Genomic DNA, 16,065 nt, shown 5'->3' on the forward strand with positions numbered 1-16,065 from the left:
TTATTTCTAATCATAATCTTTATGCTCTAGGATGAGTGTTCTTATAAATCTCTGCCAATTTACTCTTTTTAACTATTGTTGTATAAACCTGAGTCGTAGACATACTATTATGACCTAAAAGTTCTTGAACTGAAGTTATACCAGCACCATTTTGCAATAAATGAACAGCAAATGAGTGCCTTATTGTATAAGAATTTATTGTTTTTTTTATGTTTGTGTTTTTAGCATACTCTTTAATTATTTTCCAAAACCCTTGCCTTGTCATCTTGTTACCCTTTATATTTAAGAATAGTAAATTCAAATTATTAAAATTCATTTTAAATCGAATCTTCAAATATAAAGATAGACACCTAACTGCATGAGAACCTATAGGAATTATTCTTTCATTTTTCTTACCATTATTGCAACTTATGTATAACAATTCTAAATTAATATCATATATTGTTAAACTTAAAAGTTCTGAAACCTTTATACCTGTTGCATACATCAATTCTAGCATTGCTTTATCTCTAGACCCCTTTACCGTTAATTCCTGTGGTTGATTTAATAATTCATCTATTTCCTCTATAGTAAGAATTTGGGGTACATTCCTTTTAATTTTAGGAATAGAAAAATATGCTGTAGGATCATATTGTGCATAATCATTTTCAATAAGATATTTATAGTAATTTCTGATAGAAACTATACTTCTCGCAATAGAACTATTTGCGCGACCCTCTTTTTTAAGATGCTCAGAATATGCCATTATTGTTATGTTATCAATAATTTCTATAGTTTCATTTTTATTTTCTGAGAATTCTATAAATCGTTTAACATCCCTAGTGTAAGCTTCTACAGTGTTTTTAGTTAAATTCTTATTTTTTAAATTTTCAATATAGTTTATCAATAAATTTTTCATAATTTTCTCCCATATTTTAGAGAATATTTATATTTATATTAAGGTTAGACTTTAAAAAATAAATAAAATGTAAGAATATAATTATAAACTAATTTGTAATTATTATCAACTAATTTGTATACAACAACACTGTTTTTGTAAACATTTGTATTATTAATTAAATTGTGCAGCATATAATCTACAGCTTTGGGCATAAAAATCCCAATTATTAATAAAATAATGAAACATTTTATTGTTAACATAACAAAATGCAATAAATCTTTATGCTTCACTTAACTACACTTCCCAAATTATTAATAAGATTTTTAACAAAATATGGTGCAATATATGATTCTATAACTATTCCTATAAAAAGGAAAATTATTAATACAATAAAGATTACGCTATAATATATTAACCTACTTGATAGACTACTTGTCCATTGTTTATTAAACTTATTTTTAAGTAGCATTATAGAAAATTCCATTGATACTACTGATGCAAAAATAATGCACGGAATATAAATTATATTTTGAGGCAATACCCCTAGTATTGCAATTCCAATACCACTCTTTCCGAGCCCACTAATCATAAAACTAAAAGTAAACCCAACAGTAAATCCTTTTAATAAATCAATTATTAAAATTACTGGTATTCCGACAATAGTTAAGCCTAAAAACCAAAGAAAAATAATCACAGGGAGATTATTTTTAATAGATTGTAAAAATATTAATTTATAACTAATCCCACTAGTGTTTGTTGGATCAATAAAATTCGTCAAGTAATTCACTAAATCATTTCGTTCAAATTCCCCCATGTATTTAACGCTATAGATACCTAAAATTATACCTGTAAATACACAAAGAATGCTTATAATATACAACCAAAAATTCTTTTGTATATGTTTGTTTATATTACTTACTAATGTATTAGATGACATAAATTTTTCCCCCTTTGTTTATTATTTTATTTACTTAGTATCTACTCATAATATGTTGTTAAAATTATTCACGTTATTTTGTATATGAATATTATAACTTAGTTCATATTTATGATAGTAAAGAGGGTTATATGCATACTTAATTTAACATTAGTAATAACATAGTTTTTTATACTTCATATTTCCTTATTAAAATAATATAACCTATACAAATAAATTGTATAGGTTATATTATTTAATTAACTAACTCTGTTCTGTAATCTTAATTTATCGGCAACCATTGCTATGAATTCACTATTTGTGGGTTTTCCTTTAGCATTATGTATAGTATAACCGAATATTTTATTTATAGTTTCAACTTGTCCACGTCCCCATGCTACTTCTATAGCATGTCTAATCGCTCTCTCTACCCTACTAGCGGTAGTATTAAACTTTTTAGCAATGGATGGATATAATTCCTTTGTTACTGCAGAAAGAAGTTCTATATCGTTTACTACCATTGTAATTGCTTCCCTTAAATACATATAACCTTTAATATGAGCTGGAACGCCAATTTCATGAATTATATTTGTAATTTCAGCTTCTAAGTCCATTGGTTCGTTACGACTTTTTCTAGTTTCAGTTGTATCAATAAATGAAATTGATTTTTTACTGGTATCGCTAGAAATTGTATTGTTAAACATCTGTCTTATTCGTTTTGTAAAAACTTCCATATCAAATGGTTTTACTACATAATAATCTGCACCTAAAGCTATAGCTCTTTGTGTAATTTTATCTTGTCCTACTGCAGATAATACTATTATTTTAGGTATTGGATCAAGCTCCATGCTACCTAATCTTTCTAGTACACCAAGACCATCTAAATGTGGCATAATGATATCTAATACTACTAAATCTGGTTTTCTCTCTTTTATTAATTTAAGAGCCTCTATACCATCTTTTGCTATGCCTGTAACCATAATATCTCTTTGGCTTAACAAATAATCATTTAAAATATTGCAAAATTCTTTATTATCATCTGCAATAAGCACGCTAATTCTAGTTTCTTCCATATTATAACTCCCCCTCACTAATAAATTCCCATATCTTAACAAATATTAATTCGACAAAAGAATTACAATTCCTTCTTAAATTAAGAAATTTTACAAATAAATAATTATTATTCGTCTTTTCTAAAATAAAGGATAGCATATGCTATCCTTTAACTCCTAATATATATTTTACCCCTTTTTCTAAAAAAATACTAGCTATTTTGCTAAAATACCAGCATCTTTTAGCATCCATTCTATATATATTCCATATCCTACTTCAGGTTTATTTATTAATACATGGGTCACAGCACCTATAATTTTATTGTTTTGAATTATAGGACTACCACTCATTCCCTGAACTATACCACCAGTTTTTTCTAGAAGTCTTGGATCTGTAACTTTAATAACCATACTTTTAGATCCAGATGTATTTTGTGGTAATAATTTCTGTATTTCTATTTCAAACATTTCCGGTTCACTACCATTTATAGTTGTTAAAATTTGAGCTTTTCCTACTTTAATTTCACTTCTTAAACCTATTTTCATAGGCTTATTAAATTTATCATTTATAAGACTTTTAGTCCCATCTCCAAATATACCACATTCTGTATTTGTAATTATCTGACCTTTAATTTTGTCTTCATTTATAAAGAGACCTCTTAACTCTCCTGGGCTTCCTCTTGTTCCTTTTTTTATGGACACAATATTAGATGATACAATTACACCACTATTAACATTTAGTATTGTTCCAGTATCAGAATCCGTAATTGGATGACCTAGCGCAGCGAATTTTTTAGTTTTATCATCATATAAAGTTAATGTCCCAACACCAGCAGTTGAATCTCTTACCCATAGCCCAATTTTTTGTTTTCCATCGGAAGAATCCAGCGTTGGTTTTACTTTTATTTCAAACATATCAGAATTTTTACGTTGTAATTTAAGAATAAGTTCTGAATTTTTTCCTTTATTTACAAACCTCGTTAAATCTTCCGCACTATTTATTTCAACATCATTAATTTTTATTATACTATCTCCTATTTGTATACCTGCTTTTGCAGCAGGACTTGATACTTTACCATTAGCACCATTAATATCAGATAAAGCTACTACTAAAACACCTTTGATATTGAGTTTAACGCCAATTGGTTGACCTCCTGGATAAACAGTTATCTCTTGACTGTTTTTTGCAAAAGTTGATTTAACTGCTAATACCTTTTGAGTATTATCTATTTCACCCTTCTTTTTTTCTATACTAGGTTTAATAATAATACTACTTTTATCTTGTTTTGCAAATTGGCTCGTATACAAACTTTCTATAGATCTATTAAACATGGAAACAACTTTATTTTGAACATTAAAACATGAATATAAAGTGATTATTAACAGAGGTGTCATAACCCAACATAATATACTTACTCTTTTCTTCATAAGCTTTACCTCCTTTTCTTTTTTTGTCATTACTCTAAGTTACCCTCGAATTCTTTATATTATGCTATACCATAAATTCAAAAACAGTCAAACACATAGATTTAAAACTAATTTTTGATATATTTAAAATATCTTTCTTAATTAGAATTATTTCCACCTTTTTTTAAATTATTAATCTTAGATTATTTAAACTTTATAGTTTATAATGAATATTTTTTATTTGCTAAATTAAAGATTCAAGTAATAATAAAATATAAACTATGGTAATAAAAGAGCAAAAAAAATAAAGCCTTAATAATATGACTTTATTTTTCCCTATAACACATATTTTTATTAATGTTTTACAAAAAAATTACAAACTAATTATTTTCTTGTTTTTAGCCATGTTTATCATTTCTTTAGAATTTTCTAAGGTTAATTTTGTAACCTCTGTGCCACCTATCATTCTAGCAATTTCTTGCTGTTTTTCTTTATCATTCATTTTTATAATATTAGTATAGGTTTTATTATTTATAACATTTTTAGATATTAAATAATTAATATCTGCCATACTAGCTATTTGCGGCAAATGAGTTACACAAAAAACTTGATGGTTTAATGATATTGAATACATTTTTTCTGCAACACATTGTGCGATTCTACCACTAATACCAGTATCTATTTCATCAAAGATAACCGTAGGTATTTCATCTTTATCAACGAATACAGTTTTGAGTGCAAGCATTATACGTGACAATTCTCCACCAGACACAATATCCTCTAAAGGATTCAAAGGTTCTCCAGGGTTAGTAGATATACAAAATTGAACTTTATCACAACCATTTTCATAAAATTCGTTTTCTTGTTTTACTTCAATATGAAACTTACTTTTTTCAAGTCCGATGTAATTTAATTCCTCTTTTATTTTATATTGAAGATCTTTTGCTGTATCACATCTAATTTTATGAATTTCATTTGCTAGAATTTTCATTTCACTCTCTATAACAACTTTTTCTTTTTTAAGAATAGTAATTATTTCACTACTATTAGTTAATTCTTCATACTCAATTTCAATTTTATCTTTATATTGAAAAATCTCTTCAATTGTTGGACCGTACTTTTTTTTACAAATGTTAATTTGGTTTATTCTACCGTTCATATATTCTAATTCTTTTTCATCAAAATATATTGTGTCTCTTAAATCTCTTAGTTCCGCAATGTTTTGTTCTATATTAAAGTAGCTTTCTTCTAAAGAGTCTGTAATTATTTTTATTTTCTCCATGTGTTTTTCAATACTTCGGAGTTCTTTAATTGTCATGGCTAAATTGTCAAATACTGACGTATTTTCTTCATCACTGGTATATAACAATTCATAACTTTTTGATAAATGTTTTTCCAAATTTTCTGCGTTACTGACTATTGCATATTTTTCTAAAAGTTCTTGATCTTCACCATTTTTAAGATTGGCATTTTTAATTTCTTCTATCTGATAATTTAAGAAATCAATTCTTTTTTCCCTCTCACCTTCATTGCCTTCAAGTTTAAGAATTCTATTTTTCATATTAGTCATTTTTGTATATTTCTCATTATACCCAGAAAGAACATGATCAATCCTATCAGTTCCAAATGAATCCACATAAAATATATGATTAACTTTATCTAATAAATTATGGTTATCATGTTGTCCATGAATATCTAATAGATTTTTGCTAATGTGTTTAACCTTTGAAAGCAACATTGATTTACCATTTACTTTAGCAATGCTTTTCCCAGATTGAAATGTTTCGCGACTAATAAATACTGTGTCCTCATAATCAATATCCATCTCATCTAAAACATTTTTATTACTTTTGGTATCTATAGTGAAAATTGCTTCAACATAAGTTTTATCTTGCCCTGTTCTAATTAAGTTCTTATTAAATTTTCCACCTAACACATAATTTATAGCATCAATTAAAATTGATTTTCCTGCTCCTGTTTCACCTGAAAGAACATTAAAACCTCGTTCAAAATTAATACTCAATTTCTCAATTAAGGCAAAATTCATAATATTTAATTGTAGGAGCATACTAATTCCTCCTATTCACTAATCATTTTTTTAATTCTTTGGATTATTTCTTTTGTATCTTCTTCGCGTCGTACTAAAATAAAAACAGTATTATCTCCAGCTATAGTTCCTACAATTCCATTGAATTTTAACGAATCTAACGCTTCTGCTGCAGCAGCCCCAGCTCCCGAAATAGTTTTAAGCACTATAAAATTATCCACATGATCAACATAAATCACTGTTTGAGAAAAAATATTCACCAATTTATTTGATAAAAAACTATCACCGGGAGAACTAGTTGCATATTTGTGAGTTCCATGTGAATTCATAACCTTAATTAATTTTAATTCTTTTATATCCCTAGATACAGTTGCTTGAGTAATCTCAAATCCATTATTTTTTAATTCTTCCGCTAACTGCTCTTGAGTTTCAACCTCTTTTCCCTGAATAATCTCAATTATTTTTGCATGACGTGAAATCTTCATCTTTTTCTCCCTCACAATCTATTGTTCTAGAAATTATTTTTTTTCTCAAAATGTCAAAATAATTATAGTCATTAAATTTAACCAACCTACATTTTATATTAGAAACACTAACTACTATTTTTTCAAAATTATTTAACTCTATTACCCGTTGTCCATCTAAAGTCAAAAATATACTTTCATGTTCACATTTTATACTTATAGCTATCTCACTTTTACAGTCCAGCACTATAGTTCTCAAAGATAAAGATAGAGGACAAATGGGTGTTAAAGCTATTACATCTAAATTAGGATAAATTATTGGTCCCCCAGCAGATAAAGAATATGCTGTAGACCCTGTTGGCGTAGATATTATAAGTCCATCCCCTGTATAATTAATATAAAACTTGTTATTTATATAAATCACATATTTAACAACTCTCGCTAGTGTACCCTTTGATACAACTATATCATTTAAAGCAGTATAATTTTCACTCTCTCCCCGATTAGGCAAATTGCAATTAAGCATTATTCTGTCTTCAACATAATAATCATCTTCAATAAATCTTTTCATAGCGCTTTCAAATTCTAACATCTCCACACTAGAAAGAAATCCCAAATTACCAATATTCACTCCTAATATAGGTATATTAGGGTTATTTAAATTCCTTGATGTTCTTAAAATTGTTCCATCTCCACCTAAAGCAATAATAATATCCAAATGATCATACTTGATATTCTGAAGGCCAATGGCATCTTTAAATATAAATATATTCTTATCATCAATATATTTATTAACAATATTTTTTACATATTCACTTATTTTTCCATCTTTGTCCTTAGTGGTATTTATATTAATGCCAATGCTTTTCATATTCCCTCCTTGATCCTAATTTAAATCTTCATGAGCTTTATTAACTAATTGTTTTATATTGTCTCCAAGATAACTTACATAATATTCTTTAAGTTCATTTTCTTTATCTTTTGTAAAATAAATTAAATATTCAATGTTGCCATTTGGTCCTTTTATGGATGAGTAATTAACATTAATAACCTTTACATTCAGACATTTCAGAAGGTTTAGAAATTTAACTATAACTCCCACATGGTCACTAGGTTTTTTAACTACACCTTTTTTATTTACTATGCCTATACCTACTTCAAATTGTGGCTTTAATAAAGCTACAACACTGCCATCATTTTTTAATAGGTTGAGTAAATTTGGAATAACTTTTTCAAGTGAAATAAATGATACATCTATACTAGCAAAATCAGCAAGTTCACCTATACTATTTAGATACCTTATGTTTGTCTTTTCCATTGATACTACCCTCGCATCGGTTCGGAGCTTTTCATCTAATTGATTTGTTCCAACATCAATAGCGTATACCTTAGATGCCCCATGCTGGAGCATGCAGTCCGTAAACCCTCCTGTAGATGCACCTATATCAATACAGACTTTAGTTTTAAGATCAATGTCAAAGCAAATTATAGCCTTTTGAAGCTTCAATCCCCCCCTACTTACATATGGAATATCTTCTCCAATAAACTCAATTCTAGACAATAAATCTACCTTTTTCCCACATTTAGTACTCCTAATACCATCTACAAATATATTTCCAGAAATTATATTTTCCTTTGCTCTTTCCCTTGAAAATAAAATTCCCCTTTCAACTACAATAACATCCAATCTCTCTTTATTTTCCAACATAAAAAACTCCTCAAAAATTAACTAAATAACCTTATTTAAACTAACTTTAAAATACTTTCAAAAATTCCATCCACATCTAATTTACATAATCTATACAATATGTCAACTTTTCCGTGAGGAATAAATTCATCTTTTAGTCCTAAATTAATAACCTTTGTAGCGGTCCCCAATGAATTTACATATTCCAGCACTAATGACCCTAAACCACCATGTACAAGGTTATCCTCTATAGTCACTAAAGAATACTTTTTATCCACTAGCTCAGAAATTAGGGTTTTATCAATAGGCTTAATAAAACATGCATTAATTACAGTAGCTTCTACTCCAATATTGCTTAACTTTTCTCTAACTAAAATAGCATCTTGAACCATTTTGCCTGTAGCTATAAAAGCTATTTTTCCACCTTCAAAAATAGTTTCCCATTTTCCTTTCTTAAAGTCTTCAATTGGAGACATTAAAACGTTACAATTATCCCCTCCCCTAGGGTATCTTATAGCAATTGGGTAATCTTGTTTAACTGCAAATGTTAACATAGTTTTTAGTTCACTTATACATTTAGGGGCCATAATTGTCATATTAGGAATATGAGATAAATATGATAAATCAAATACTCCTTGGTGTGTTTCTCCATCTTGCCCAACTATTCCAGCTCTATCTATTGCAAAAATAACAGGTAACTTTTGAAGACATACATCATGTAAAATTTGGTCATATGCTCTCTGAAGAAAAGTTGAGTAAACTGCAAAAATGGGTTTTAACCCTTGCGTTGCCATTCCTGCAGCCATAGTAACTGCATGTTGTTCTGCAATTCCTACATCAAAAAATCTATTTGGAAACTCTTTTGAAAATGTCTTAAGACCTGTACCGTCAGGCATTGCTGCTGTTATTGCAACAATATTTTTGTTCTCCTTTGCAAGAAGCGTAATCTGCTCTCCAAATGCATCAGAATAACTTTCCGTGTGTCCACTAAGTGGCTCTCCACTTAAGCAATTAAATGGTCCAGGTCCATGAAATTTATGCGGTTCTTTTTCGGCAAATTTATAACCCTTGCCCTTTTTAGTTATGACATGAATAATCACTGGTCCATTTATATTATTAGCAAGCTTTAATACTTTACTTACTTCTTTAATATCATGCCCATCTATAGGTCCTAAATATTTTATACCCATATGTTCAAACAACATCCCTGGTACAATAACCTGCTTTATTCCATTTTTAAGTTTTTGAATTGAACTCACCATACCGTCACCTACGCTAGGTATTTTTCTAAGCGTAGCATTTATTTCCTTTTTTATTTTGTTATACGTTGGATCAATTCTAAATTGGCTTAAATACTTAGATATTCCTCCAACATTTTTAGAAATAGACATTTGATTATCATTTAAGACAATAATCATTTTGGTTTTTCTAAATCCAACATCATTTAAAGCCTCAAACGACATGCCTCCTGTTAGTGCACCATCACCTATTACTGAAATAACATGATAGTCTTCTTTCAATAAATCTCTAGCTCTAGCAATGCCGAGTCCAGCAGAGATAGAAGTACTACTATGACCTACATTAAATATATCATATTTACTTTCTTCTCTTTTAGGAAAACCACTTATTCCACCATAATTTCGAAGCAAATCAAATTTATCTTTTCTTCCAGTAAGGATTTTATGTACATAAGATTGATGACCAACATCCCATATGACCTTGTCTTTATTTAAATCAAAAACATTATATATACTTAATGTTAATTCCACTATACCTAGATTAGAGGCTATATGCCCTCCTGTTTTCGATACTTTTTCAATTAAAAATTCTCTAATTTCTTGTGCAAAAGCATTCAATTCTTGTATAGACATTTTTTTTATTGCATTTATATCATTATATTCATCTAATATTTTACCCATATATCTAGCCTCTTTTATTAAATATATTATTTTACCCACATTTATGGAAATATTATATCATATAATATTATTTAATTCAAAAGCTATTTCCAACTAGAAAACAATTTAATTACATTTAATACAAAAATAATTAATAACCAAAATTGTATTTTTAGTATTCTCTTTTTAATAAAAATTCTGTGAGTTCTTCTAAATATTTTGTATCTACCTTAAGCTTTTTTAACATTTCAAAACACTCCTGTGTCAAATCATTACACTTTTCTTTACACTTTTCTATACCATACATGGTTATAAAAGTGGTTTTATTATTACACTCATCGCTTTTTACATTTTTTCCCAAAATAGTTACATCACCAATTATATCTAATATATCATCTTTTATTTGAAATGCTAATCCTAATTTATCACCATATTTTTTTAAATTACTTAAATCCTCAGCATTCGCTTTACCTAGGATAGCACCACATACTATTGCCGCTTTTATTAGTTCTCCAGTTTTATTTCTATGCATATACAGAAGTTCTTCCTCTGATATTGCCTTTCCTTCACTTAAAATGTCACATATTTGCCCTGCTATCATCCCTTCGGCACCAGCAGCTTTTGCTAAGGATGCACTTGCTTTAATTTTATTTAAATCTCCATCTAAACATTGATTTAACATTATTATCATGGCCTCATTTAATAGGCCATCCCCTGCGAGTATTGCTATTGCTTCGCCATAAATTTTATGATTTGTAGGTTTACCCCTACGCAGATCATCGTTATCCATACAAGGCAAATCATCATGAATAAGTGAGTATGTATGAATCATTTCCAAGGCTGCTGCAAAAGGCAGAATTTCTCTATAATCTTTCATGTACATATCATATGTAAGAAGCATTAAAATCGGTCTTATTCTTTTTCCGCCTACTTTTATACTATAAATCATTGCTTCAAAATTTCTATTGCTAATTTCACGCTTTTTTTCAAAATATTCACTTATCCATTGTTCTACATCATCTTTCAGCAATTTTATATTCATTTTATCCCTTCTTTTCTTTTTAGAGTAAAAATAGTATAGTATAAACTAATTTTCAAATACCTTCTCAGAAACATCTGCAAGACTCACAAAGTCTTTTTCGCCTTCATCTGTTAATATCTTTATTTTACCTTCTGTATCGTTTAAAATCTTGTATAAACTATTGCAGATTTTTATACCTTCTTCATAATTAATCATCGTTCCTTCGAGTGTTATTTCATTTCCATCCATCAGCTCTACAATTTCTTCAAGTCTTTTCATCATGTTTTCATATGATTCTTTTTTCTTTGCCATTATAATTCCTCCAAACTGCTTAACTTAAATCTAGTGCAACCGTCCTTTAACGTAATTTTCACCTCTTTTATATTTTTAAGTTCAATAATTTCGCTAATAACCTCATTTTCATTGTTTTGTAACACTGCGTATCCTTTATTTAATACATTCAAAGGGTTATGCGCATATAAAAGAGCATTAAATTTGGATAATTTCTGCTTTTCTAGTGAAATTTTTGTATTAAATTTGTAATTTAGATTCTTTTGCAAATTATCAATAAGAGTATATTGATTTACAATAAAATTTAAAGGATTATTAATTTTTAAAGTTTTATTTAATAAATTAACTTTATTATATTCTTTAGTAATCTTAAATTCCACAGATTTTAGTAACAATTGCCTAAATGCTTTAATTTCATTATTTAAGTCTTTTATATTCCTTACAGCAATTTCTGCAGCGGCTGATGGTGTTGGTGCTCTATGGTCACATACAAAATCTGCTATAGTAAAGTCCGTTTCGTGACCAATTCCAGTAATTATAGGTATCTTAGAATTATATATTGCGTAAGCTAAGTTTTCCTCATTAAATGCCCATAATTCCTCTATTGATCCTCCTCCTCTTGCAATAATAATTAAATCTACATTTTTTAAATTATTAAAATATTTAATACCTTGTTCAACATCTGCGCTAGCATTTATTCCTTGAACAATGGATGGATATATAAGCATGTTTACCAATGCATTGCGTCTTGTCGCCACATTAATAATATCTTTAACTGCTGCTCCAGTTGGCGATGTAATTACTCCTATTCTAGTAGGAAATGAGGGTATATCTTTCTTGTGAGCTTCATCAAATAATCCATCTTTTTTTAATTTATCCTTCAGATTTTGAAAAGCTAAAAATAACTGTCCTTCTCCATCTGTTTCCATGGAGTCACAATAAAATTGATATGCCCCCTCCTTTTCATAAACAGAAACCCTTCCGCGAATAATAACATTCATACCATCTCTAGGTGTAATTCTAAGACCGGAAGCATGTGATTTAAACATTACACAATTTATCTTTCCAAATGAATCTTTTAATGAGAAATATATATGTCCACTAGAATGCAATTTCACATTAGATAGTTCTCCTTTAACATTAGCATTGTTTAATATAAAGTCACTATCTATTACTTTTTTAATGTATCCATTAAGGGCAGTTACTGTTATTACTTTAATAAACATTATCGCTCCATGCAGAGCAAGCATTTTTTATAAGCATTGTTGTAGTCATAAGCCCTGTTCCACCTGGTACAGGGGTAACATAGCCTGCTCGATCAATAACCTCGTCAAAACACACATCCCCAGTAATTTTATTATTTACCATTGTAGTTCCAACATCTATAACAATCGCTCCTTCTTTAATAAAATCACTCGTTACAAAACTGGGCTTGCCTATTGCAGCAACTAAAATATCTGCTGTTTTACAAATTTCCGCAAGATTTTTTGTTTTAGAGTGACATATAGTTACTGTTGCATCTTCATTAAGTAGCAATTGAGCTGCCGGTTTTCCTACAATATTACTTCTACCAATAATAACAGCATGTTTTCCTTTAATAATACATCCAGTATTTTTAATCATTTCAATGACACCCAAAGCAGTACAAGGAATAAAACTTTTCTCTCCCTTATAAAATCTACCCATATTTACATCAGTTAATCCATCAATATCCTTTTTATATGAAATTTTGGAAGTTATTTCTTTCTCATTAAACTTTTTTGGTAAAGGCAATTGAAGAATTATCCCATCCACACTATCATCTTCATTAAACTCTTCTATAATATCAATAATATCCTTTTGATTGCAATCTTTATCCAATTCAATGCAAGTATAAGAAATACCTAATTTATCGCAAAGATTATTCTGGCTTTTCACATATGATGCACTGCCTCCATCCTCGCCAACTAATATGGTCTTAATTGAGGGTACTCGCACACCCTTTTTAACCCTATCATTTATAATTAACTTAATTTCATTTCTGTAGTTTTCAACTATTCTCTTACCATTAACTTTAATTCCCATATTATCATCTCCTTTTATACATTTTTAAAATACTACTTAGTATTTTAAAATTCTGATTTAATTAAAAGTTCCTCTTTTAATTAAATAAAATAACTAGTCAAGGACTAGTTATTTTATTGTTATTTACTCTTACTTTTTCTAAAGCATCTTTGCTAATATACCATTTATAAAAGCTGGTGAACTATCTTCACCATATATTTTAGCAAGTTCAATTCCTTCATTTACAGAAACCTTACCTGGTATTTCTTCCTCAAATAATATTTCATATGTACTTATTCTTAAAATAGCTAAATTCATTTTAGATAGTCTATTAAGTTTCCACTTAATTAAGTGTTTTTCAATGTTTTTATCAATTTCCTTACCATTTTCATGAACACCGACTAACACTTTAGTAATGTATGCCATATCTAGATCCTTTAGATCAACATCTGTATTCTCTTTAAAGTTTTCAATTATATCCTGATAATTCTCTTTATTTATTGACATTTCAAACAGCAATTTCATTGCTGTTTCTCTTGACTTTCTTCTATTCATTAGTAATCCTCCCAATTTTTCATATAACATTACGACATAAATGTAATAATAGCAATAAACACCCTCTATTACGGAGGGTGTTTATTGTTATGCTTCTATTTCCTCTAGCTTTTCTATTTTGGGTAATACAACATTTTGTACATACACGTTTACTGCTGATACTGTAAGTCCTGTCATCAGCTCTACAGATTTTTTTACATTTATTTGTGCCTTTTCAGTGACTTCTGGGATTTTAACACCATATTCAACTACAACATGCAAATCAATAATTGCACTATGTTCTCCTACATTTACTTTAACACCCTTAGATAAATTTTTCTTTCCACTTAATATTTGTGTTATTCCCCCAACGAGACTAGCACTCATTCCAACAATTCCCTTTATTTCTGCAACAGCTAATCCAGCTATAACACTAACCACATCCTCAGATATCTTAACAACACCCATTTCTGTTTCATTTAAAATCTTATCTTCCATATTAGTACCCCCTTATTTAGCTTAGGTAAAACATGCAATGCTATACTTATTATATCAGATAAATATAGCATTTACAATTACTATTGTTTGATCTTAACTTCAATTTTTTCTAATTTTGTTTTATTCATTACAACATCGTTAATGCTACGAAGTTCCGCTTCTGTAAGTTGTTTTTTATCGGATTTTACGAGTATTTGTACCTTGTCATCTACTATGCTACACATTGCATCATCATACCCTAGAGCTTTTAGTGCAAGTTCGACGTCCGCTTCATTTTGTGAAGCCATCGATATGTTTAAGTATTTATCAGCAGCTGTTGCCTTTTGTTCTTTTGGAGTATTGGTATCATCTATTAAAGCTTTGATCGTTTGAAGAGTACTTGCATTTTCTTGTTCCCTTGATAATTTTGCTTCTACAAAATAGGTTGAAGTTGTAGCAGTTTTGCTTTGTTTTAAAGATATTGCACTTTTCTCAGTATTGAAATTTGTATCATTTACATATAATGGTCCATTCACCTTTGTTGCAAGATACCCTGCAAACACAATAAGCACTACCAACGTAACAATTATACCAGACTGTTTTTTATTCATAATGTTCCCCCCCATCTACCTTTCTAAGAAATTATATGCTACTAGTTCATAGGATATACATTAACTTTGTCTTCAGGCAAATTAAATAAATTAATTACTGCCTGTCTAATCCTAAGTTCAGTAATTTTTTCACCTGATCCCTGTGCTACTACGCAAACACCTGTAATAATAGGCTTGTATGTCTTTACAATTAGTGGTTCATTTGCATCTCCATTATTCGACATAACAACAGTACTTCCATTATTCTCTTGAGTTATGTTTCTTTTTCCACCTGTTGTATCATTTTCTACAGTAAGGCTTTTTGAATCATTAACATTTACCGCAGGAACACTTTCTTCTCCACTCTCAAAATATATCATAAGTTGTACCTTTCCAACCCCTTGAATTCCTTCAAGGGTTAACTTAAGTTTGTTTTCTAATTGTGCTTCATAATCACTTGTATCTATCGGGTTAGTTTCCGTAGCAACTTTATCCTTTTGTACTACAGGAGCTACAGTTGAAGTAGCTTTGGGTGTTTTAAAAAAACTACTTGCTAAAACTATTACTACAGCCACTAAAACCATTAATATCAAGTTTCCTAATAATTTGTCAGATTTTTTTGTTTTATCGTTTTTTTTACTTTCCCCATTATTATTTAACTTTGTTTTAATAAACTCAGTAATTTTACTAAGTAAATTATCATTGTTCATAGAAATCCCCCTCTTTTCTTGTTTTTATATACGAATTAAATATCATAT

The 16,065-nt window shown here is 28.8% G+C and carries 17 protein-coding genes; all 17 read right to left on the reverse strand.

The features are described 5' to 3' along the window. Positions 1 to 19: 19 nt before the first annotated feature. Positions 20 to 898 carry a tyrosine recombinase gene (locus tag VIM70_RS19695; protein ID WP_331947487.1) on the reverse strand — a complete coding sequence of 293 codons (879 nt, stop codon included), beginning with the start codon at positions 896 to 898 and terminating at the stop codon, positions 20 to 22. Between the two features lie 268 nt (positions 899 to 1,166). Continuing rightward, positions 1,167 to 1,817: a stage II sporulation protein M gene (gene spoIIM, locus VIM70_RS19700; RefSeq protein ID WP_331947488.1), complete on the reverse strand. Its 651-nt coding sequence runs from the start codon at positions 1,815 to 1,817 to the stop codon at positions 1,167 to 1,169. A gap of 239 nt (positions 1,818 to 2,056) precedes the next feature. Then, on the reverse strand, positions 2,057 to 2,869 hold the full coding sequence (gene spo0A / locus VIM70_RS19705) for a sporulation transcription factor Spo0A (RefSeq protein WP_331947489.1): 813 nt from the start codon (positions 2,867 to 2,869) through the stop codon (positions 2,057 to 2,059). A 195-nt stretch (positions 2,870 to 3,064) separates the two neighbouring features. Beyond that, positions 3,065 to 4,276, reverse strand: coding sequence for a SpoIVB peptidase (spoIVB, locus tag VIM70_RS19710; protein ID WP_331947490.1), 1,212 nt, complete (start codon positions 4,274 to 4,276; stop codon positions 3,065 to 3,067). A 352-nt stretch (positions 4,277 to 4,628) separates the two neighbouring features. After that, the gene (gene recN / locus VIM70_RS19715) at positions 4,629 to 6,323 is read right to left on the reverse strand and encodes a DNA repair protein RecN (protein ID WP_331947491.1); all 1,695 of its coding nucleotides are present in this window, start codon (positions 6,321 to 6,323) and stop codon (positions 4,629 to 4,631) included. 11 nt (positions 6,324 to 6,334) lie between these two features. Then, positions 6,335 to 6,787 (reverse strand): arginine repressor, encoded by a 453-nt coding sequence (locus tag VIM70_RS19720; protein ID WP_331947492.1) that lies wholly within the window; start codon positions 6,785 to 6,787, stop codon positions 6,335 to 6,337. Then, a complete protein-coding gene (locus VIM70_RS19725) occupies positions 6,756 to 7,637 on the reverse strand; it encodes an NAD(+)/NADH kinase (protein WP_331947493.1) in 882 nt (293 codons plus the stop codon). Before VIM70_RS19725 ends, VIM70_RS19720 begins: the two co-directional genes overlap by 32 nt. Positions 7,638 to 7,652: 15 nt before the next feature. Next, positions 7,653 to 8,474, reverse strand: a complete 822-nt coding sequence (locus VIM70_RS19730) for a TlyA family RNA methyltransferase (RefSeq protein WP_331947494.1) — start codon at positions 8,472 to 8,474, stop codon at positions 7,653 to 7,655. A gap of 35 nt (positions 8,475 to 8,509) precedes the next feature. Then, positions 8,510 to 10,372 (reverse strand): 1-deoxy-D-xylulose-5-phosphate synthase, encoded by a 1,863-nt coding sequence (gene dxs, locus VIM70_RS19735; RefSeq protein ID WP_331947495.1) that lies wholly within the window; start codon positions 10,370 to 10,372, stop codon positions 8,510 to 8,512. A 151-nt stretch (positions 10,373 to 10,523) separates the two neighbouring features. Beyond that, positions 10,524 to 11,393 carry a farnesyl diphosphate synthase gene (locus tag VIM70_RS19740; protein WP_331947496.1) on the reverse strand — a complete coding sequence of 290 codons (870 nt, stop codon included), beginning with the start codon at positions 11,391 to 11,393 and terminating at the stop codon, positions 10,524 to 10,526. Between the two features lie 45 nt (positions 11,394 to 11,438). Then, positions 11,439 to 11,684 carry an exodeoxyribonuclease VII small subunit gene (locus tag VIM70_RS19745; RefSeq protein ID WP_331947497.1) on the reverse strand — a complete coding sequence of 82 codons (246 nt, stop codon included), beginning with the start codon at positions 11,682 to 11,684 and terminating at the stop codon, positions 11,439 to 11,441. Further along, positions 11,684 to 12,889 (reverse strand): exodeoxyribonuclease VII large subunit, encoded by a 1,206-nt coding sequence (xseA, locus tag VIM70_RS19750; protein ID WP_331947498.1) that lies wholly within the window; start codon positions 12,887 to 12,889, stop codon positions 11,684 to 11,686. Before xseA ends, VIM70_RS19745 begins: the two co-directional genes overlap by 1 nt. Further along, complete coding sequence (locus tag VIM70_RS19755; RefSeq protein WP_331947499.1) at positions 12,879 to 13,727, reverse strand: bifunctional 5,10-methylenetetrahydrofolate dehydrogenase/5,10-methenyltetrahydrofolate cyclohydrolase; 849 nt, start codon at positions 13,725 to 13,727, stop codon at positions 12,879 to 12,881. Before VIM70_RS19755 ends, xseA begins: the two co-directional genes overlap by 11 nt. A 138-nt stretch (positions 13,728 to 13,865) precedes the next feature. Next, a complete protein-coding gene (nusB, locus tag VIM70_RS19760; protein ID WP_331947500.1) occupies positions 13,866 to 14,261 on the reverse strand; it encodes a transcription antitermination factor NusB in 396 nt (131 codons plus the stop codon). Between the two features lie 87 nt (positions 14,262 to 14,348). Continuing rightward, positions 14,349 to 14,738 carry an Asp23/Gls24 family envelope stress response protein gene (locus VIM70_RS19765; RefSeq protein WP_331947501.1) on the reverse strand — a complete coding sequence of 130 codons (390 nt, stop codon included), beginning with the start codon at positions 14,736 to 14,738 and terminating at the stop codon, positions 14,349 to 14,351. A gap of 80 nt (positions 14,739 to 14,818) precedes the next feature. After that, entirely contained in the window at positions 14,819 to 15,328 is a 510-nt protein-coding gene (locus tag VIM70_RS19770) for a SpoIIIAH-like family protein (RefSeq protein WP_331947502.1), read from the reverse strand. A 41-nt stretch (positions 15,329 to 15,369) separates the two neighbouring features. Continuing rightward, positions 15,370 to 16,017, reverse strand: a complete 648-nt coding sequence (gene spoIIIAG / locus VIM70_RS19775) for a stage III sporulation protein AG (protein ID WP_331947503.1) — start codon at positions 16,015 to 16,017, stop codon at positions 15,370 to 15,372. Positions 16,018 to 16,065 lie beyond the last annotated feature (48 nt).

Source organism: Clostridium sp. (genome assembly GCF_036569345.1).
Lineage (GTDB): Bacteria > Bacillota > Clostridia > Clostridiales > Clostridiaceae > Clostridium_AD.